12 protein-coding genes are annotated in these 23,149 nt (G+C 39.2%); all 12 read left to right on the top strand.

The genetic code is table 11. The features are described 5' to 3' along the window. Positions 1-50 precede the first annotated feature (50 nt). The 12 genes from FHR29_RS13995 (at position 51) to FHR29_RS13940 (ending at position 23,148) form a co-directional block, all read left to right on the top strand. Positions 51-1,247, top strand: coding sequence for a FecR family protein (locus FHR29_RS13995; RefSeq protein ID WP_183915401.1), 1,197 nt, complete (start codon positions 51-53; stop codon positions 1,245-1,247). A 210-nt stretch (positions 1,248-1,457) separates the two neighbouring features. After that, the gene (locus tag FHR29_RS13990) at positions 1,458-4,937 is read left to right on the top strand and encodes a TonB-dependent receptor (protein ID WP_243656044.1); all 3,480 of its coding nucleotides are present in this window, start codon (positions 1,458-1,460) and stop codon (positions 4,935-4,937) included. A gap of 2 nt (positions 4,938-4,939) precedes the next feature. Then, positions 4,940-6,736, top strand: a complete 1,797-nt coding sequence (locus FHR29_RS13985; protein WP_183915399.1) for a DUF4397 domain-containing protein — start codon at positions 4,940-4,942, stop codon at positions 6,734-6,736. 50 nt (positions 6,737-6,786) lie between these two features. Further along, positions 6,787-7,992 carry a hypothetical protein gene (locus tag FHR29_RS13980; protein WP_132843137.1) on the top strand — a complete coding sequence of 402 codons (1,206 nt, stop codon included), beginning with the start codon at positions 6,787-6,789 and terminating at the stop codon, positions 7,990-7,992. Between the two features lie 23 nt (positions 7,993-8,015). Further along, complete coding sequence (locus FHR29_RS13975) at positions 8,016-9,104, top strand: fasciclin domain-containing protein (protein ID WP_132843138.1); 1,089 nt, start codon at positions 8,016-8,018, stop codon at positions 9,102-9,104. Positions 9,105-9,136: 32 nt separating this feature from the next. Next, entirely contained in the window at positions 9,137-10,468 is a 1,332-nt protein-coding gene (locus tag FHR29_RS13970; RefSeq protein WP_183915397.1) for a fasciclin domain-containing protein, read from the top strand. A gap of 106 nt (positions 10,469-10,574) precedes the next feature. Continuing rightward, positions 10,575-11,573 (top strand): fasciclin domain-containing protein, encoded by a 999-nt coding sequence (locus FHR29_RS13965; protein ID WP_183915395.1) that lies wholly within the window; start codon positions 10,575-10,577, stop codon positions 11,571-11,573. 31 nt (positions 11,574-11,604) lie between these two features. After that, positions 11,605-14,919 (top strand): carboxypeptidase regulatory-like domain-containing protein, encoded by a 3,315-nt coding sequence (locus FHR29_RS13960; RefSeq protein WP_243656045.1) that lies wholly within the window; start codon positions 11,605-11,607, stop codon positions 14,917-14,919. A 121-nt stretch (positions 14,920-15,040) separates the two neighbouring features. Continuing rightward, the gene (locus FHR29_RS13955) at positions 15,041-17,209 is read left to right on the top strand and encodes an IPT/TIG domain-containing protein (protein ID WP_183915393.1); all 2,169 of its coding nucleotides are present in this window, start codon (positions 15,041-15,043) and stop codon (positions 17,207-17,209) included. A 463-nt stretch (positions 17,210-17,672) separates the two neighbouring features. Next, complete coding sequence (locus FHR29_RS13950) at positions 17,673-18,278, top strand: RNA polymerase sigma-70 factor (protein ID WP_132843145.1); 606 nt, start codon at positions 17,673-17,675, stop codon at positions 18,276-18,278. A gap of 190 nt (positions 18,279-18,468) precedes the next feature. Further along, positions 18,469-19,629: a FecR family protein gene (locus tag FHR29_RS13945; RefSeq protein WP_183915391.1), complete on the top strand. Its 1,161-nt coding sequence runs from the start codon at positions 18,469-18,471 to the stop codon at positions 19,627-19,629. Between the two features lie 180 nt (positions 19,630-19,809). Continuing rightward, positions 19,810-23,148: a TonB-dependent receptor gene (locus tag FHR29_RS13940; RefSeq protein ID WP_183915390.1), complete on the top strand. Its 3,339-nt coding sequence runs from the start codon at positions 19,810-19,812 to the stop codon at positions 23,146-23,148. Position 23,149 lies beyond the last annotated feature (1 nt).

Raw genomic sequence — 23,149 nt, 5'->3', positions numbered from 1 at the left:
TGAAAAAAGCTTACTCCATGCTCTATTGATCAAATGAAGAAAAATAAAACATGGAAGAACTGAATCTGAAAGCATTATTAGCAGATGAGAGCTTCATTAACTATTGTAAAGGATACCCTGCTCATGATGTTGCCAAATGGGAGAATTGGCTTCAGGATCGTCCGCAGTATCGTAAAGAAGTTGAAGAACAGAAGCGTATCGTACAGGCGCTGGCTTATCATGCTACCGTTACGACTTCTGAAGATAATTATCTTCGACTTAAGGAGCGGATCGCTAAAAAAAATAAGAAACTGGATCCGGGTTTTCGAATTTCCTCATGGCTAAAGATCGCAGCTTCACTACTGCTCATCTGTTCCATCTCTTACTTGATTTTTCGTCAATCTTTCCTGTCTAAGCCTGATAACAATACGCAAAGTTTAGTGATACCGGGAGAAGATAAAGCCCTATTGACTCTGGCAGATGGTTCTACGATTTCATTAGATGAAGTTGCCGTCGGAACATTGGCCTTAGAAGGCGGTGTCCTTGTGGAGAAAACAAAAAGTGGTCAGCTTATTTACCGTGTTTCCGGATCGGAATCCAATAACAAGAGTGCATCTAATACGATTGCGACACCTAAAGGAGGGCAATACCGGCTCACATTGCCCGATGGTTCTAAGGCTTGGTTGAATGCCGCATCGTCTTTACATTATCCAATACATTTTGAAAATAATGAGCGGAGAGTAAAAATGACCGGTGAGGTGTATTTTGAAATTGCCAAGATGGAAAAGCGTCAGCATGGCCGGATGGAGAGCATCCCTTTTTATGTTGAAACAGCACATCAGGAGATACAGGTTTTGGGTACGCATTTTAATGTGAATTCATATCTCGATGAACCTGGAATAGTAACCACACTGCTTGAGGGAAGTGTGCGTGTAACTTCTTCTTTAAATGGTGAATCGATTCTATTGCGGCCCGGACAGCAGTCTTTCTTAGATAAACACTTTGTTGTGGGAGACGCAGATGTCGAGCAACAGGTATCGTGGACAGCTGGAGATTTTGTTTTTAAAAGTGAGTCGCTAGCAAGTATACTGCGTAAAGTTTCGCGTTGGTACGATGTCGATATCGTATGTCCACCACATTTAGGAAAACTCAAATTTGATGGAATTGTATCCCGTTCTCAACCTTTAACCGCCATTATGGATATGGTTGAAATAACAGGGAAAGCAAAATTGAAATTGACAGAAAGGAGGATTATTGTGACCGACTAATACCATTATAATACTTGATCTGCTTGAACAAAAAAAGGCCAAAGGTGCTCGTAACACCTCTGGCATGTATGTTAAGCTGATCGATAACGTTGTGCGAACAAAATCATCAATTAATATTAACGACAACAAATATATAAAATATTCATTTGGATTGGGTAAACACCCGTCATGAATATGCTATATAGTCTTGTTAAAGGACAATAAATACATATGAATTTTTATCAATGCATGCGTGTTATGAAAATCACCATGATGTTAATGACTTGCTTGTTGGTTCAGGTCAGTGCGTCTACTTTTGGACAACGCATTACACTGAATAAACAAAATAGCAACATACCATCCATTTTGCAGGAGTTCAGAAAACAAAGTCAGTATGACTTTTTTTATGACACTGAATTATTTAAAAAGACCAAACCAATTTCGATTAATCTGAAGGATGCTTCGATTGAACAGGCCTTAATGGCTTGTTTTTCTGAACTGCCTTTTCGCTATGTCATTAAAAATAAGTTAGTGGTTGTGACCGACGTTCCTGCCGATGGTGGAACCAAATCCAAGCCCGAGCAACAGCAATTTACCATCACCGGACGGGTCCAAGATGTGAATAATAAAGCTGCTCTTGCAGGTGTGACTATTCGGATAAAGGGTCTTCAATTGGGAGCGACCACCGATGCTTCAGGTAATTTTACTATTGTAGTTCCAAAAAGTGTACAGGTGTTTGTATTCACCTTATTGGGCTATCAATCTAAGGAGGTTTCTATTAATGTTGCTGAGCGTAACCTTATTGTTCAACTGCGTTCTGCCTCAACAGCATTAGATGAAGTTGAAGTACGGGTACAGGCAAGACGTAAGGCAAATACTGAAGTTGCTGTTTTGGAAGAGCGTAAACGCGCGTCCATTGTGCAAGATGCTATTTCAGCAGAATTAATAGAACGTACAGGAAGTATTACAACGACTCAAGCTTTGCAAAGGGTTACCGGAGTAACGGTTACAGACGATAAATATGTTGCGGTACGTGGTCTCGGTGACCGGTCGGTTATTGGACAGCTGAACGGAGTACGTTTGGCATCATCCGATCCAGATCGCAGTTCTATTCCTTTAGATTTAGTTCCTGCTTCTTTGCTGGATAATATCACCATCTATAAAACGGTGACACCTGATAAACCTGCAGATGCTGCTTCTGGAATTGTAGAATTGAAAACAAAGTCTGTACCTGATCGGATGACTTTTGAAGTGATTGCACAGACGGGTCTAAATGCTAATATCGGAATGGGAGGGAAGTACAATAGTTTATGGAATAGTGACATGGGCTTTTTGGGCACAAAGATTAATAATAAAAATCTGTCGACTGATTTCTTAAATCTGGCGAAAGAATATCCCGCAGGTTTATCATCGATCCATAATATGATTGCCAACAGTAATTACAGCAACGATGCTTATCAGGAGGTTGGAAGAATTAATGGGATCATGCAGGGCTTTGATCCTGTGATGACGAGTACTTATAAAAAAGCGCCATTGAACCAGCTGTATTCGGCAACATTTGGAAACAGTTATGACTTGTTCAATAAAAGGCATAAGCTGGGTGTTATTTTAGGGGGTAATTATTACAGAAGAACGACCGATATAAGCGGGGGGGACTTGACGCAATATAGTATCTATCAAGGGGTGGTGACCGGTAATCCGGACGTGTACAGTGTTCGTAATATTCCAAATTATATTACACCTAATAGTTTGTATATGGGTAAATATCAGACTTATAAGGAGAATACAGGTACGGAGACTCTGAATTATGGAACTCTGGCGGGTTTAACTTACCGATTCAATCCACAGCATGAAATTAGTATGCAATATCTCGGGAGTTGGGGTGGTGAAACCAAATCAACCCATCTTGCCGGCAGATATGAGTATACGGGTTTACCAGGAGAAGTGAAAAGCACAACTTATTCGCTAAAACAGACTTTCAGAAACTTGAATACTTTCAATTTACAAGGCGAGCATAAGTTCTTAAAAGGAGATCTTTCACCTCGTTTAAGTTACAATGTGGCGAGCTCAAAATCTAAACAGAATGATCCCGATTTTCGTTTCGCAAGTTTAGCTGATTATATACCACGTGATGGGGGCTATTATAGTAGACCGGTCGTTGGTGCAAATAATGGTGCAACAGAAGAGGTTTATAGTAAACATCTGTATGCGCTGACTTCGGGTTATGTGAATGGATTTGGTACATATGGTATTATGCAGGCGGAACCGAATGGTAGGAGATGGCGAAATCTGACAGAACAGAATTATAATTACAAAGCTGATATCAGCATTCCGTTCCGTTTATTAGGACAGAAGCAAGAGTTCAAAACAGGGGTAAACTATTTGTTCCGAGATCGGGATTTTACAGAAAACCAGCTGTTCTTACCAGGGTCGAATTTTACCGCTAATAAAGCAATACCGCTTTATGATGTTGAGGGTAATCTGAATCGTCTTGTCAGTAATGAGATCATTGGGGTGAAGATACCGACAGCAGGTCAGGGTGAAGGTATGATGCCTATCGGTGGATTTTTATATAACAGTCAAAAATCACCCAATAATTATACTGGTTATTTTGAAACGAATGCCTTATATGGTATGCTTGATCTGAAATTGACAGATAGGTTCCGTATGGCAGGGGGTGTTCGATTTGAAATGACCAATATTGGCTCTACAGTCGATACAGCTGGCGTTTTTTTGGACCCTTCATTAACAACAGGCGCCAATGGAGAAGCGCCTATTCCGCTTAATCCGATTGATCCTAATTCCGTCTATAAAACGGGTTATAAACCTTTTTATTCGTTGAATGCGACGTTTACATTAAACGATAACATGAATTTCAGAGGCGCTGTCAACACCACTTTGGCTAGACCAGAACTGCGTGAGATCACGAATGTTTTTGAATTTGACGCTTTTCAAATGGGGTTAGTCGTTGGAAATCCAAATCTGAAAAATCAATATACACAAAATGCAGATTTTAGATGGGAGTGGTTTCCTGCGAAAGGTGAGGTTATTGCCGTTTCGGCTTTTGGTAAGCGCATCGAAAATCAGTTGGTTAAGGTGTTTAATCTTGAAACCCAAGGATTGGCAGCAACTTATCCTGAATTTCCGACTATACAGTTCCAGAATGATGTCAATATTGGTAAAGTCTGGGGAGTCGAGTTTGAAGTGGTTAAAAACTTGGGAACTTTGATCGATCCTTTGCGTAATTTTTTCTTAGGCTCAAACCTAATGCTTGCTCAGAGTAAAATCCAGAAATCAGCAGCGCGCTATGAAGCAAATCGTTCGTTGGATCGGCATTCACCAAAAAATAGTCCGTTGTTTGAGCAAGCTCCCTATTCAATAAACGCTTGGTTAAATTATGATAATGATCAATCAGGAACAGATTTAACGATGACCTTTAATATGGTCGGAGAACGATTGGTCCAAATCAATTTAACAGGCGAGCCAGATCTTTATACACAGCCAGTTCCTTATTTGGACTTTGTATTTAGTCAACGGATTAACAAAAGAATTCTCTTTAAGGGCTATGCCAAAAATATCATGAACCCGGCCATTAAAACGGTGTATGCTAATCCGCAGACGGGAGGCAAATGGTACGGTAATGAGTACATCAACCGTAGTTATAAACGTGGTGCTGAAATCATGGTGGGCTTTACTTATAATTTATTGTAGTCATGCGATATCAACAAATAAACTTCAAGAAATACAGATGCTATAATGCGATGCCTGCTTACTGGTTTCGCTTAGTCGATAACTACCTTACTTATGTGGCAATTATAGTGCTGTCTTTCGTATTCACTTCCTGTAAAAAAGAAAAAATTGAAATGGGGGTGGACAATCGGGCGGTAACGGAAAACCGTGAACGATCAAATGTCCGTATTGTAAACATAGCAGGATATAATCAGGTTATTTCGGGAAAAGATAGTTTAACCAATTTTATCGTGCGTCGTCCAGACGCTCCAGATGCCGACCAATATCCCGGTACACCCTATTTTCCTGTAGACGGACGATTGGGTAAAAGTTGGGTAATTCCGCAAGATCTTTTTAACCAGCAGGATCAGGTAAAGCTTACGTTGGGCGCAAGAAGTTATCAGGGGAATTTATATCCAGATATTACTTTTCAGGCACCAAACGATTATAATAAACCCATGGATTATTTCCTGATGCCCACTATTTTTATGGATGGCCAACCGGATATCGTATCGGTACCACGCGCAGTTTCCTCTCCTTCAAAACCAGATCATTTTAAAATTCGGATTGTGAATCTTGGAGGAAATATTAAACATCACACCATGGGCTTGTTGGGTATGCAAGAAGATCTTACTGGCGCAGTATCTCTGGCTTACGCAGACGGTACTCTTGTTCATTCAAAAACGAATAATATAAACGTAAGTACGGTCAGTTCTCCTTACATTGAATTGCCTTATGGTACTTATCAGTTTAGGTTATTGCTACAAGACGGAAGACAAATTCCAGCTGTAGGAGCAGATACTTATGAATACACCGTCCTTCATCCGTCGACTTCAACAATTGCGATCAGCCATTCCAGCAACAGCAATCTGCATTATGCTCCCGTCGCAACCTATCAGCCAGGAGGTGTGTATACGATAGTTGTTGCTCCAAGAGAATTTAATTATCATGTAGACGAAGTCGACAACACGTCATCTTATTACCAGAATGCTTTTCAGGTGCTTAGCGATGTAACAGCTCCAGCCAACCGCACTTATTTTCGTATTCAAGCGGCTAATGCACTAGCTGGACAGTCCGTTCGTTTTCGAATTGATGGTAAAATTCTCGCAGATGCTTTGACTTTTGGTCAGGCGGGTAATTATCTAAATCTGATTCAAGGAACACATGTTATAGAAGCCCTGGATATGTCAGGCAAGGTATTGGCATCTGTAGAACAGGCGTTGCAACCTGCACAAAATTATACCATTTGGCTTTATCCCGGACAGGATGGTAAGGCAAAACTGCTACTTGTTGCGAATGATTTAAGTGGCTCTGTGTATACGGGAGCTCAGGATGATGCCAGTTTTGCCCATTTGCAATACCAATTTTATTTTCCCAAACGCTTTTTAAACTTATCTATTGGAAATCCATATGTGACTTTCACAGCAGGAAATGGACAGTCTCCCGCTATGGCATTAGATAATCGTGACGCGGTAGAAAATCTACAGCCTGGAATTCCGAAGATGGAAAGACCATATATCGGATATCGAACGATCTATAATCCTTTTGAATTTATGGTGTACCGTTCTACACCAGATGTCGTTCCTGGCACTTGGGCAAATGATATCGCCGTATTGACACATGAAGCTTTTATCGCCAATAAAAAACTCTATGAGAAACCAGGACAGCCTGCCCCTGTACAAGAAGCGGGCGTATATACAGTTGCTCTTATTGGCAAGAGTTCTAAAGATGTGACTCCGTCAGATAAAGCAAGAATGATTTTAGTTAAACATACTCGATAATGGGGAGGTACAGATTTTCTGGACTGATCATTATTTTAAATAATATTTACATGAAAAATCAACGATTAACGATTTACTTAGGGGTGTTGCTGCTGTGTGTTTCGCTATTTACAGGTTGTGCTAAGGTCGAATATACAGCCATCGCAGAACCTGCCTATCTACGGGTTTTCAATAACCTCAACTATATCCAGACTTTAGGGAGTAAAGATGATAAAGTTCCTTACTTCTGTATGTTGATCAATCCTAAGTTTAGTGCAAGCGGTGCAATAACCGGCGCCGAGATTGTAGGTGATTTTTTGGACAAGAGAGCAGCGTATGCTCCGCCTTATCCATCACATATCGGAAATAGCACAACAGTGGACAATCCTGAATATCCAGGAAAGGAAAATGTGTTGGTAGGTCCTATCTTAAATGGATTTGATTTAAGCAGCTGGGCTCAAGTTCCATCAGGAGAACTGCGCATCGTTTTCGCCTATAGACCAAAGAATACCATTCCATTTTTTGAATTAGAAAGCCATCTACAGACCGATATTTTAATCGATACGGTGATCAATCTTACAAGTAAAGAGGTGTATACCTTGCATTTGCTACAAAAAGATTTTGTAACCAAAGCGCATGGATTACTCTTGCGCCAAGAGAATTTTCATAAGTTACCGCTTTCTGATTCGTTGGTATATGTCAATTTCTATAACATGAGTGCCAAAGGTTTCGTAGATGCAGATCTGAGTTTGAAAGATGATGATTATGTATTGCGGAGTTTTAAAAATGGCATCAAAGACGAAATGAATATTTTTCTTTCGCTTTATGAGAGTCAGGATAATCCTATTCTTCAATCGCCTACAGTAACCGGTTATAAAGGTAAATTTTTAACACGATTGACCCGTAATAGTACCAGCGCTACAGTAAGTCCTTATATGAGTTTTCCGCTCTGGGCGAGCAGTAAAAGTAATGGTATTCAAACGGATATCTGGCAACGGTTTGATTTCTTTTCACCGGGTATGGATATCACCAATAATCCTTTTTTCTCTGGTGAGATCGCTACCGGAGGTAATTGGGCTTCGGTAAATTGTCTGAAGAACGGAAAAGTATTCTTGGGCGGATCTGACAATGGTACACAACTGCCGAATCTTTTGGTTAACGTACATTCCGGCACCCATAACCCACAGACATTTGCAACAGTAAACACGTTGGAAGTTGTAAATGGCCGGATTTATCTAACCACTATTCAACGAAAATACGCCCCACCAATTTACTAACAGTTAGATAGGAGATTTTAAATATGAACTATAAAATAATCGATAAGTGGTGGAATAAGGTACAGCAGTATGTGCTGTTTATACTTTCATTTTTCCTTTTCTCTTGTGAACATCCCGATTTAACAGTGGTTGTACCGAATGAGAACCTACGTCCTGCATCGGATTTTATCAAGAATAATTACGAAATGACCTTATTCAGTGCCGCACTCGAAAAAGTTGGTTTGACGGAAACGTTAAATGAAAAGGGACCTTATACTGTTTTGGTTCCTACTGATGACGCATTTAATGAATTGGGAATATTTAGACCTTCTGATTTTGATAAGATGGATCTAGACAGTTTAAAAAAGGTGATCCAATACCATATTCTTCCGCGCCGTATGTTGTTACGGGATATTCCCTCGAATGGAGTTGATGTACGCTATGCCACGCTAGCTGGAACGGAGCTATATGCTTCACTTGGTTCGGTAGGACCAAACGGGGGTACACCTGCCAATGAACTTTTTTTTAGCGGAGCAAAAGCAACCCGGAAGGATGTGATTTTATCCAATGGTGTGCTGTATGTTTTAGATAAAATGATGAAACCGCATTTTGATACACATATCCAAGGATGGTTGGCGGAACGTCCTGTTTACAGTGTATTTGTAAGTGGACTTAAAAAGTTTGGATTATGGGATCAATTGGCAACTGGTGGTCCCTTCACCCTATTTGCACCTACCAATGAAGCTTTAGCAGAAGTAGGGATTACATCGGAATCACTGCGGACATTAAGTCCAGACAATTACCGCGCTGATGTTCTTTTTGGTGCTTATATTCTTTATAATAAACACTTTTTTGTGTCCGATTCTAAAGTTTTATCTGTGATCAATTCCAGCGGTATGTATAAATATAACTTAAAAAATAATCCGCATGAGATGAGCTTTTCTGGAGCGGAAGCATATCCCAGTTTTGTATTGAGTTACTTCTTGCGCTTACGTGCAGATCATACCGTCATGGCCCCAGTTATTGCCGAAGTGTCCTATGGAATAAGAGCAAAGATGGATTATCTATGTCGTAATGGTGTGGTGCATGACCTTGATCGGGGTTTGGTAAAACCAGAGCAGGCTATTAAATAATATGACAAATTATGCTGATGAAAACGCAACAAATGAATACAATATATAAGCTGGCATCTATGGGCTTGCTCATCATGCTGCTATTTGCCGCCTGTAAAAAAACAGAGTTTATGCCTGCCGCTGAGGGCGAACAGGTACCCTATAAACCAGATGCGAACGAGACTGTTACGGAATTATTAGGGAAATCTACAGGTGCAACATTATTTTATACGGCTTGGAAAAAGAGCAGTATGGACGAGAAAATAAAGGAAAAAGGGCTGAATACAAACTATACCGTATTTGTTCCTAGCAACGCGGCGCTGGCTGCTGCTGGTCTTACTGAGGCAAAGCTGGCGCAGATGCCAAAGGCGGATGTAGATAGTCTGATGCTTTTTTATACGGTGTTGGGTTCCATATCGAAAGACCAACTTCGAGGAAACAGTTTACCTGTAAAAAGTATGCTAATGAATCCTGGTTTACGAGTTTCTTTTTACGAAGGTGGTGTTGGTATTGGACAGCGATATGATCTGTACTATTATAAACATTACTTGGCTATACGTGATGACCAGTTACTGATCAATGGAAAGAAAGTAGGTAAAATTAACTATCAACCAGCACGCAATGGTGCCGTTTATTTTTTGGAGCAAACGGTTTATAAACCTACAAAAACGGTTTTGGAAGCATTGGAGCAGGATGGTCGTTTTACCATGTTTCTCGAATTACAACGTCTTTCTGATGAAAGTTTTGCAGAAACGATGGTGACTCAAATGGAGCCTTTATTTGGCTATAAAATGTCACATGAAGAATATTGGCAGAATTTTCCTGATGCACGTGAGCCCTATACAAAAAAATGGTTAATTGGGCCAACACCTAATCCCGATTATGCTGATCCCAACATCATTATTTCGACTTGGTTTGCGCCTACAGACGCAGCATTTAGGAACGCTGGTTTTAAATCTGTAGCAGAAATGCTTCAATTCAATGAAATACGTGGCAATGTACATTTTGATGAGTGGACGTACCAACCTACAGGGGGGTACCCATTGGATAGTGTCATTAACTATCACCGTGATTGGGGACGCTTTTTTGCGATTAAGGATCCTGCATATGGGTTAGCATACGCTAATAGTACCGTGTTTTTTAGTAATGATTTAACGGAAGATTTTTTAAAAGACTATTATGTCAACATCGGTGGAACTGCGCAGGTTCAATATGCGTACAAAAATCCTTTTGCTTTTACGGCCTCCAAAGAACAGTTATTTATGACGATAAAAGAAAGTGGTCAACCTCCTGCACAGATCATCGATACAGATATCAATACCCTCAATGGGCCGATACATGTTGTGAACAATTTGCTGTTGCCTAAGGGATTTAAACTAAAGTAGACGCTTAAAATCGAATAGAACCTCAAATATAAGAGCATATCGATACGATTTTAGATGAACGCTGAATAATAAAATGAGCTTGCAAGCTCTGATTAATGATTGATAGATGAAACTACAGCTAAGATATTATAAGCAATTAGTGATACTGCTTTTTGCAACTTTTTTGATTACCTCCTGTAAAAAGGACGAGGTACTCAATAGTCATGACAATAATAGAGTCAATTTGGTCATAGCCGACAACTTTAATCTGTCCAGTTTTAGTGCTGTTTTACGTAAAAGCGGTATGGATAAGGTTGTACAGCATGGTGAAGGCCCCTATACTTTATTGGCCCCTTCAGATGCCGCCTTTTCAACAGCTGGCTATAACGGTCCGGTCGCAGTTTTGGCTGGGAATACGAAAATGATCAGCAGAATTGCCAATTATCATACATTGGACGGGAAATATGAGTTGAATAAACTTCCTTTTTTGTTTAATCAGGAATTGCGGACTCGGGGTGGAAAGATGTATGCAACGCATTGGATAAAAGGAAGAGATACGGTGTTGACCCTCAACGGATCACGTGTATTGGCCCAAAACATTGCCGCGTCCAATGGATTGATTCAGGTTTTAGATCGTGTTCTGACACCTTATGTACACGATTTGATCGGGAGTGCTATAGCCGCCGATCCCAACATTACTTTATTTGCTCAAGCATTAAAGAGTTCGGGAGTTTTACAGACCATAAGCGGTGCTGGTCCTTATACGGTTTTTGCTCCAGATAATGCAGCGATGCAGGCTTTGGGATATAGTACGGTGCAGCAAATCCAGTTGTCAGATCCTGTTAAGCTTCGAAGTTTTTTGCTTTACCATATTGTGAAGGACAGACGTTTCGTATACGATTATATTCTCAGTACTGGCACTTCAAATATGGCACAACAGGGTATGATGGATGGTAACAGTATCACCATAAAGCTGGTGCCAAATCCAAATGCTCCAGCATCTTTCCAAGGGATTAGCTTACGTGGGATAGGGAATACTGTAGATATCAAATTACTGAAACAGGATATGTTAAGTGGAAACGGGGTATTACATGTGATCGATGGTGGTTTGCGGATTACTCAATAATCAAATTAGGATTAGCTAAAAGAAATTAAAAATGAATAGTTATATCAATATGAAGCCAAGATCTGGTCCGTTTTTAGGGAAAGATATGCTTTGGTGGATAAAAATAAAAGCAGCCTTATTGTGCTTCTTCTTTTTAATGGGTACATGTGTTTTCGGACAGGAAACATCAGGTGCTTTAACAGGGCGTGTTCAAAATATTGGTGGTCATGCTGTTGCTGGAGCTTCGATTTTGGCAGTGCATACGCCTTCGGGAACACGCTACTCACTTGCTACGGATAGAGATGGTCGCTACACGTTAAACAATCTCCGTATTGGAGGACCCTATACGGTGACGGTGAGTATGATCGGGATGCAAAGTGATACACGTTCGGATATTCAAGTCCGTCTTGGTGCCGCACAGGAACTCAATTTACAATTGCAGGAAGGCAATCAGGCATTAGCAGAAGTTGCTGTAACTGGTCGTCTACAGCGACAACGTGTTGATACGTATGGCGCAGGACGCAATATCAGTGCTGAGCAGGTTCGCAATATGCCTACAGTGAGTCGTTCGATTACAGATGTGACCCGCCTGACACCTCAGGGCAGTAGAGACAATAGTTTTGGAGGAACTAATTTTAGGTATAATAACGTCACTGTAGATGGGGCAGTCAATAACGATGCGATCGGTTTCTCTCCTTCTTTAGGTGGACAGACAGGGACTTCGGGCATGGCTGGAAGCAGTACGCGTACCAACCCGATTTCAATTGATGCCATTCAAGATATGCAGGTGTATTTGGCACCTTATGATGTAAAAATCGGTAATTTCACAGGAGGTTCGGTCAATGCCGTAACCCGAAGCGGTACCAATAAGATCGAGGGCTCAGTATATGGATATGGACGCAATGCTACGTTGACAGGAAAAGATCGGGTTGGTGGTTTAGGCAAGATGGATAATGATTTTTATGACTACCAGTCCGGATTTAGAATTGGTTTTCCAATTATAAAAGATAAACTTTTCTTCTTTAGTAATGAAGAGATAACCCGTCGTCAAGATCCTACACAACTGTATGCAGGTACTACCGAGACAGCCCATATTCTGAGTGAGGATGATGTGAAATCGATTGCTACAGCAGTGGGTAGCCGCTATGGAGATGTATTTGATGCAGGTACAGCAGGAAAGTACACAAACTGGTCAAAATCGACCAAGTTCTTTAACCGTATCGACTGGAATATTAATGATAGGCATCAATTGGCCATTCGTAATAATACTATTTTTAGTAGTGCTACCCATATGGACCGCGATCAACAGGATTTCCGCTTTTCAAGTATGGCGTTTAAGCAAACGAATAATCAGAGTAGTACAGTAGCAGAATTGAAAAGCCGCTTTAGTAATAATCTTTCTGGTAATGCGGTATTGGGTTTTACAGTAGTAAACGACAGACGAGATCCGTTGAGTGACCCTACGCTTCCTCAAGTACAGATTCAGGGGCGCACTCCAGGTACGACAATTTATCTCGGAACTGACCGTGAAGCGAGTATTTTTGATATGCAACAGCGGACATGGGAACTAACGGCAAACCTGAACTGGAACCTTGGCCGGCATAAACTCCTTTTTGGTACGCATAACGAGCTTTACCGTATTCGCTATGGTTTTGTTAATGCTTGGAATGGACGTGTAGATTATAATAGTATTGACGATTTTTTAAATAATAATCCTTATCGCGTACGTGGTAGTTACAACTACAAGAACAATACGCGGGATTATATTCTAGATAATCCAGCCGCAGATTTTGGAATCAATATGTACAGTCTGTATGTACAGGATGAGATCAGGGTAAGTGATCATTTTCGTGTTACACCGGGTTTACGTGCCGATTTTACGCAGTTGCCAGATATGCCTGTACTTAGTGATAAGGTTCGTCATATACAGTCCGATCCGTATTTTGGAACAACTTATAATTACACGCCTTTGTCTCGGATTTCAAATGATTTTCTTAATCGCGTACAGCTGTCACCCCGTGTGGGATTCCGTTGGGAAGTGCTGGAAGATCAAAGTTTAGTATTACGCGGTGGAGCAGGACTTTTTACAGGACGTATTCCCTTTGCATGGTTGGCATATGCTTATTATAATACAGGTGACAGTTATGGTGCTTTTGATCAGCGTGCAGATCAGAAACCTTTTGTTCCGGGCAGTGATGCGATTAAACCAAGCCCAAATGGATTGGCTGATTTTATAGCTGCAAATGGGGCTGTAGTAAATGATCCAAGGAGTGGGAAAACGCAAGTTGATCTGGTGGATAATGGTTTTACATTGCCACAGGTGTTGCGTGGTAGTTTGGGTATTGATTATGAAACAATGAACAACTGGAAGTTTACTGTGGAAGGTATGTACACGAAAAATATCAGTGATGTGCTCTTTCAACAGCTAAATGTACATGATAATCCACTTTATTATGGTTATGATGTTCATAAGCAACAGCCGGTATATAAGGGATCGGTTGACGATCGTTTTTCGAATATTTATTTGTTGAGCAATACCGATCAAGGATACCGCTATAGCATTACAGGAACGATCAGCAAACGAATGAAGAATTTTAATGGAACTGCGAGTTATACGTACGGAGAATCAAAGGATTTGAGTAATGGTGTCCGTAATTCAATGGAATCAAACTGGCAACTGAACCAATCGCTTATACCAAATAATCCAAAGTTGGCCTATAGTAATTTTGATATTCGCCATCGTATTGTTTCAAGTATCAGTTACGATCAATATTGGCGAAGTGCTGGAAAAACAAACATCACTTTGTTTGTCAGCGCACAGTCGGGCTCTCCATTTACTTACGGAATTGTCAACAACAGTATTCAAGGATTGCCACAACAGGTTAGTTTGGTATATCTACCGAATCCTGAGGAAGCAATCGGTTATTTTAAAGATATTCCTAGTGGAAATACTGCACTACAACAGGCTGAAGCATTTAACAGGTACATCGATGGCAATGCTTATCTGAGCAGTAGAAGGGGGAATTTTACGGAGCGTAATATGGGACGTACACCTTGGAATGTGCAAGCAGATCTTCGCATTGCACACGATTTGCCTGTAAACAGTAAAAAAGGTCAATTTATTACAATTTCTGCTGACGTAGTCAATGTGACAAATCTGCTGTATAAAAAGTGGGGGGTACAGTATTTTTCTCCTAATACGTTCAATTCGACAAGTAGTGTGGGTTTGACCCCGACATTGTTTCCGCCACAGCAAAATAATGGAAACTGGCCGGTATTTACGTTCAATGAGCCTGGGGAAACCTACAGTATTGATTATTTCAATTCAAGGGCACAGATGCAATTAGGGGTTCGGTATACATTTTAGGTTCTTGCAGTTTATGGGATTTTAACTCCTAATGACGGTAATGACCTGAACGGTGAGGAGGATAATAATGAAAAAAGATAGTATATGGATATTCCATATGATTAAATAAAAAATGAAAGTCATGAAAATATGGACAAAATATAGCCTCGGTATCATCCTTTTTATTTTGATACTTGCAGGTTTTGCAGGTTGTGAAAAGAAGGAAGGTATACTTCCTGAGACAGCAGTGAAAATAACGGAGTATTATCCGAATTCAGGAAAAGAGGGGACGCTTGTCACCATCGCAGGAGAGGGATTTGGTACAACACTTGAAGCGTATAAAGCAACAGTAAATGGTAAAGATGCCACTGTGATCAGTGCGACTGCAACAGCTATAGTGGTTCGTATGCCCACTGGTGGGAATACTGGTAAATTGGTGTTGAGCTATAATAACCAGATCATGGATGTGGGTACATATACCTATCAAGATTTAAGTGTTCGGCAAGTATTTCCTGCAAATGGTCCTGCTGGTTCTCAAATACGCATTGGAGGTACCGGATTTGGAAGTGTCAGTAATCCGGCGGAAGTCTTTATTAATGAAAAAAAGGCTTTGGTCGTCAGCATTAGTGATACGCTGATCGTAGCAGAAGTGCCCAATGAGGCTGGTTCTGGATCTGTAGTTGTTAAAGTGGATGGGATGAATGCAAAAGGACAAACCTTCACTTATCAGGCAATAAAGGGTATCAAACCTTTGACAGGAGGGAAAGATACACGTGTAGTGATCTCAGGAGAAGGTTTTGAGCAACTGACTACCAATAATATTGTTGAATTTAATGGTAAGAAAGCCGTTGTCGTTGAATCTGCCCCAGAGCGTTTGGTCGTAAAGGTTCCAGATGGAGTAACAACAGGTCCTTTATCGGTTAATATCAATAACCAAAAAACAATAGGTCCATCTTTTACCGTTGTGGATAAACCTGTTATTCAAACTGTAACACCGCTAAGTGGTTCAAAGGGGGCACAAATGACGATTAGTGGATCTTTATTTAGTAAAGAGCTAGATGAAAACCAAGTATATATCAATAATATATTGATACCGTTGACCTCAGCTAATGAAACGGAACTGAAACTAACAGTTCCAGGAGGTACCGGATCAGGCGTTATTCGCGTTGTGGTAAATGATCAAGTGAGTAATGGCCCGCAGTTTAAAGATCAAAATCTGGGGATTATTGCAATGACACCAGACAACGGTCTGACCGGTACGAGTGTGACGATTAAAGGTACGGGTTTTAGTACTACTGCATCTGAAAATAAAGTATATTTTAATGGCGTATTAGCGATGGTAAAAACAGCAACGGAGAATAGTTTAGTACTCGAAGCACCTTTGGGATTAAGTACCGGAAATGTTAAAGTTGTTGTCGGTGCACAGGAAGCGCTTGCCCCGCAATTGTTTAAAAGAGCGGGTGTGATGACTTTGGCTGGAGGACCAAGCAGTAATACCTTTGCTGGATATATGTCTGCTATTGCGACCGATCAGCAAGGTAATATTTATGTAACCGATACGAATAATAAACAAGTGAAAAAGATTACATCTTCCGGTACTGTTTCCATTTTGCAGGTTAACGGAGCAGATGCGGTTTTTGTTAAACCTTACGGTATCGTAATCGATAAGCAGAATACTATTTATGTGAGCGATCAAGGGACGGATCAGGTAATCAAGATTACATCGGCTGGTCAACGTTCAGTCCATACATCGGGCTTTGCGCCAGGACATATGAGTATTGACGATGCTGGAAATCTGTATGTCAATATCAATGGATTTGCCGCGGGGGTCAATAAGGTTAATCCAACCGGAAATTATACTAAAATTAATGGTCCAGGTTGGGTGACAACCAGAACAGTTGCGGATGCTCTAGGAAACTACTACTATCCAGATCAGAACGCAATAAGCGGTAATGGTTTGATGCGAAGAGGTGTTGATGGTATAATTATGAATGCATGGGTCGGATTTTCAGACGCAGGTTATGTTGATGGTATTGGAAGTGCAGCACGTTTTCAAGGAATAAGTAGCGTTGTCCTTTTTGAAGGTAAGACCATGTTTGCAACAGATAATTTTAATTATGGTTTAAGAGAGATTGATATGGCGACTAGAAGGGTATCTACAATTTTCAAAGCGAATAATCGTGGATATATAAATGGAACATTACTGGAGTCTCGCTTTGGTGCCATGGCCGATATGGCAATTGACAAGGATGGTAATATTTATATCTTGGATCCGGACAATAAGGCAATCCGTAAGATTTTCTTAAAATAGGAATAATAGTATAGTAAATAATAAAAAGATCCTACTAGCTGATTATCAGGTCAGCTAGTAGGATCTTTTTTGTTCAAGAGCTATTTGTTAAAATTCAGGTTTGTTTCTTTTTGGAATTTTTAAATAAATTTAGATGCTGTTTTAGATCCAATTAAATAATCTCAATTTTTAGTAAACACGAGTAATAGCTGTATAATCTCAATAATGCTAGATTATAGTGACATTGTTAAAAGGTTTTTTTGAAGAAAAATTGTGAAAGACATGCATTTAAATATTGAACTATGCATAGACTAATATTTCTGATGAATAGAAAATAGTGAGTATATTAAAAAATCATGCTTAAAATGCAGTATTATTGCAAATTACAAGCAGAAAGTATAAATTAATAATAATATTATCTATTAGCCCTTTAATAATAATGTCACAATAATGTTATAAATTTACTTAATCTTTTAATGGTAAAATGACAAAATATGCTTCAGCAACTTGGACGGATGAAACCCTAATTGATTTAATTCGGGTTAAGGAAGATCGTGTTGCTTTTTCTGAATTATATAACCGATACTGGGAGAAAATATTTCTTTTAGCGGCTAATGCGCTCAATTCTAAAGAAGAAGCAGAGGAGTGCGTTCAGGATATCTTTTGTAGTTTATGGAATCGTCGAGAAACGTTAAAATTAAAATATTCCTTATATACGTATCTCGCTGTGGCTGTTAAATATCGCGTAATAAATATTCTCGATAGTGCATTCCATAAGAGAAAACGTACTCAAAATGTGGATCTAATAGAAAATGATATTTATTCACCTTCTGCAGAAACACTTTTACTTGAAAAGGAGCTTTTTGCTAAGCTTGAAAACGCTATTGCAGAATTACCTGAAAAGTGTCGTTTGGTTTTTAAGATGAGCCGAGAAGATTTAAAAACACATAAAGAAATTGCTGCAGAACTAAATATATCTACAAAAACTGTCAATAACCATTTAACTAAGGCAATCAAAGACCTTGGAGACAAAATGAGTGCTTCATCTATTGCTTTTATAGTAGGCGGATGTATACATCGTCTTTTTTAACCTATCTACTCATCGTTTTTAAGGAAAACAAACTTTTTAATAAAAATTAGCTATTCTGGTTTTGATTCTGTAAGTGATTGTTTTTCAGTCTGATGGTAGTTTTTATTTATTTTTATTATTTTTTTTTAAAAGGACTAGGTATATAATCAGTTTTTACTGACTATTAGTATAAACCTAAAGTCAGAATCCAATGAATAAAAAGCAGCTAAGAAAACGTATTGAGGAGCTCGCTAGTAAAATTAAAAAGGGTAATATAAATACTTTAGAGCAACAGGAGTTCGATGATTGGTATCGTCTACAAGCGGAAAAAGACTTTTATATTCCTGAAGATTTTGCAAATAACAATGCCGAATTAAAAAATCGTATTTATCATCGTATTGAAGATAAGCTAGAATTTGATAAGAAAACGAGGTATCATTGGATTTTTAATCGCAATAATTTAGGCGCAGCTGCAGCTGTTTTAATCATGCTTAGTTTTGGAGTTTATTTTTTATTAAAAACAGACCGAACTGCTAATATCGTTACTATTAGTAATCAAATCCCCGATTTAGCCCCAGGAAAGAACAGAGCGATATTAACACTATCCGATGGAGAAGAGATAGACCTAGAAGCATCTCCTCAGGGGCAGATTGCCGCAGAAGGAAATTCATTTATTCATATCAATGCTGAAAATGAAGTGATCTATAAGGATCGCAACGTAAATCAGGTTAAATCTCCTTATAGGACAAATACCATGCGTACGCCTCGAGGTGCAACATATAGATTAAAATTAGCAGATGGTACTAAAGTATGGTTAAATGCCGCATCATCGATTACTTATCCAACATCATTTTCTGATAAAACCCGTGAAGTATCCATCAGCGGTGAAGTTTATTTTGAGGTTGCACATGATGCTTCTAAGCCTTTCAAAGTAAAAACCGGGGATCAGCTGATTCAAGTTTTAGGAACACACTTTAATGTGAATAGCTATAATAATGAGGATGTAATACGGACAACGTTGGTCGAGGGATCAGTAGCGATTTCAATGGGCGAATTTAACCATGTTCTTAGACCTGGAGATCAAGCTCGCGTTAGTAATAATGGAATCAAAGTTGGAAAAGTAGATACGGATGAAATTAGCGCTTGGAAGAATGGTTATTTTCAGTTTGTGGATGCGGACATATATACGATTATGAAACAGATTTCACGTTGGTATGACGTAGATGTTGAGTTTGTCGGACCAATGAGTAAAGAATCTTTTACCGGTCGTATTTCGCGCGATCGAAATCTAAATCAAGTACTTCAAATTGTACAGAATTCAAAATCAGTTCACTTAACTTTTGAAGGGAGGAGGATTATGGTTAGACAATAACATAAAGCAGCTATCGCAGTGATCTAAAAAAATGGCCAGTGTGCTGTAACACATCTGGCCGGACTGGATCAAGGCAAAAAATTATGATCAATTCACTTATAAACCAGTAATCAAATGTATAAAATTTATACTCAAAAGATGGGCATACTATGGAGGTATGTCTGTAAAATGCTATTAATTATGAAGTTAGCTACTTTTCTATTAGTTGCTAGTATAATGCAACTTCACGCAGCTTCATTTGCGCAAAAAATTTCACTATCTGTTAAAAACGAACCTTTGTCAAAAGTATTTATTCAGGTTAGTAAACAAAGTGGATATGATTTTTTGGTGTCTGGAAGCACTTTAAAAAAAACAAATCCAGTAACGATTGATGTAAAAAATGTGCCTTTGGAAGATGTACTGATATCCATTTTTAAAAATCAACCTATAACTTATGCTATAGAAACCAATACAATAGTCATTAAAGAGCGACCTAAAAATATGGTTTCAAACGCTAAGTCCGAATTAAGTACAGCTATAAATCAGGTGATGGAGGTCAGCGGAACGATTTTAGATGAAACAGGAAAAGGGGTTCCTGGTGCCAGTATTAAAGTAAAAGGCAAGGAACTGGGGACTTCAACTGATGAATCCGGAAATTTTAAATTAGCAGGTGTGACCGATGGGGCTATTTTGGTTATTTCTTATATAGGTTATCAAACTACAGAAGTAAGAGCCTCAGCTAACGTAAGAATTACTTTAGCTCCTTTAGTGAATACCTTAGAGGACGTGGTCGTGGTGGCGTATGGTACGCAAAAGAAAGTGAATCTTTCTGGAGCTGTGAATACTGTGAATACCAAAACCATCATTAATAGACCCGTAACTTCGTTAACAAATGCACTACAAGGTACTGTACCAGGGGTAGCTATTAAGTCGTCTCCTGGCGATTTAGGAAATGACTTGGGAAGCATCAATGTTAGAGGACGTGCAAATTTAGGTTCATCATCTCCTTTATTTGTGGTTGATGGTGTGGTTGTAACCCAAAATGATTTTGCACGCATCAATCCAAATGATGTTGCTGGTATTTCTATATTGAAAGATGCTTCGTCCTCATCGATTTACGGTGCCAGAGCTGCAAATGGCGTTATTTTGGTGACAACTAAAAAAGGTAATGGTACACCGACTATAAGTTACAATGCTTATTTCGGAAGCCAATCGGCAACATACTTACCAGATTATACGAATGGTTATGATTATGCTATTTTACGTAATGAAGCAGAGACTAATTTAGGTAGAACACCGCTTTATGATGCGACAGCTCTAGAGGCAATAAAGAGTCAATCCAATCCAGATCTATATCCTAACACCGATTGGTACTCTTTAATTTTACGTAAACGCGCACCGATGATGGAACATCAGTTGAGTGTGTCTGGGGGTGAAAAAACGAAGTATTATTTAAGTGGCGCCTATTTTGGACAGAATTCTCTGATTCCTGGTAAAGATTTGAAACGTTATTCGTTGAGATCCAATACCGAAACTCAAGTGAGCGATAAGTTTAAAGTGGGGAGTAATTTATCCTATATAAGAGATGGGTATAACAATGATAATATGGAGATCGGTTTTACTGGTGTTGGTAGATCAATTCCATTATCGGTAGCACAGCAAAGTAATGGCGAATGGGGTAGTGTGACTGCTGGAAAAGAAAACGCAACAATAGCTGGTCAAAACCCATTACGTTTACTAAAAGAAGGGGGGAGAACAAATTATAATACCAATCGTTTTATCGGGAATTTGAACGGAACATATACACCAGTTGAAGGATTGGATATTTCCGGGTTATTTTCATACAATGCATATAATTACTTCAATAGTTCTTTTATCAATACGATAGATCCTGTTATAGGCTTCATCACGAATAAACCATTAACTAGTACTGCTGTATTAACAAATCAATTGACTGAAGCATGGCAAAGTACGTCAAATTTATTAGCTCAGACTACAGCCAGCTATGAAAAAAATATGGACCAGCATTACTTTAAAGTATTGGCGGGTGCCTCATATGAAAAGCTTCAAAAAAGGACAGTAAGGGTGGTTCGTAAAGGTTTTCCAAATAATGATCTTAACGCTATCAATGCAGGTTCTACACTTCCAGCAAATACTACCGTTACCAGTGATTTAAACGATGGTGTGGCAGGTGTTGGAGAAAGTGCGTTGGCTTCTGTATTTGCGCGTTTAAACTATTCTTACGCTGACAAATATCTACTTGAAGCGAGTGCAAGAAATGATGCTTCTTCTAGATTTGCTCCTGGTCACCGTTCAGCATGGTATCCTTCAGCATCGGTAGCATGGCGCTTGTCGCAGGAAGATTTTATGAAAGATCTTGGTGCTGTCAATGAATTGAAGTTACGTTTGTCGGCCGGTAAATTAGGAAATATTAACAATGTAGGGGATTACGATTTTTATGATGGATTAAATGCAGGTAGTACAGTAATTTTAGATCAATCAAAACAAGATGGTGTAACACCAGGTAAGCTCGCTAATCCCTTATTAAGTTGGGAAAAATTAACCACTTATAATGCTGGTTTAGACGCGACATTGTTTCGATCACTTACTTTACAATTAGATGTTTTTAGTCGCATAACGAAAGATATTTTATTGGACGATCCAAATATTACAGCAGAGTCTGGGCTAGGGGAAGGAGAATCGCCATCTGTAAATCTGGGAGCTGTTAAAAATAATGGATTTGAACTTTCCTTAAATTACAATGGGAAAATAAGTGATTTTAATTATTCAATAGGCGGAAATGTCAGTAAAATATGGAATAAAGTAACGGATTTGGGTGGTGCAAATGAAACTGCTCCAAACGGTTATTATATCAACCGAATTGGTCAACCAGTTGGTTCGTTTTACATGTGGCAAGCTGAAGGACTATTCGTTGATCAGGCCGATATTGATGGACATGCAAAACAAGCTAATAATCCAAAACCAGGCGATATTAAGTACAAAGATCAAGATGGAAATAAGGTGATAGATGGTGACGACCGCGTTATCAATGGTAATGATGTTCCTTATTTTACTTATGGCTTAAATCTTTCGTCAAGTTATAAAGGTTTTGATCTGAGTGTGTTGGCTCAAGGAGTAAATAATGTAAAAGTTTATTTAGAGCAAGAGGCTTCGCAGGCCTTTTTTAATGGTGCGGGCGTTAAAAATTACGTTTTGGACAGATGGACTGTGGATAATCCCAATCCAAATGCTTCTTATCCAAGACTAACTAACGATACCCAAAACTTTGGAATGTCTAATTTCTGGTTATTTGATGCCTCATATTTAAGAATAAAGGCAATCACTTTGGGTTATACGATTCCTAAGCATATATTGGACAAAGCTAAGATTAAAGGTTTAAGAGTTTATGTATCGAGCAATAATCCTTTTACTATTCGCGGTGATAAAAGATTGAAAGATTTTGATCCTGAAGCTCCGTCACAGAGATCAGCTTATCCATCTTTAAAAACAATTTCTGCAGGTCTAAACTTAACACTGTAAT

The sequence above is a fragment of the Sphingobacterium sp. JUb56 genome, assembly GCF_014191365.1.
GTDB classification, from domain to species: Bacteria; Bacteroidota; Bacteroidia; order Sphingobacteriales; family Sphingobacteriaceae; genus Sphingobacterium; species Sphingobacterium anhuiense.
Note: the sequence above shows the minus strand (reverse complement) of the source record. Positions and strands in the feature narration are given on the sequence as shown.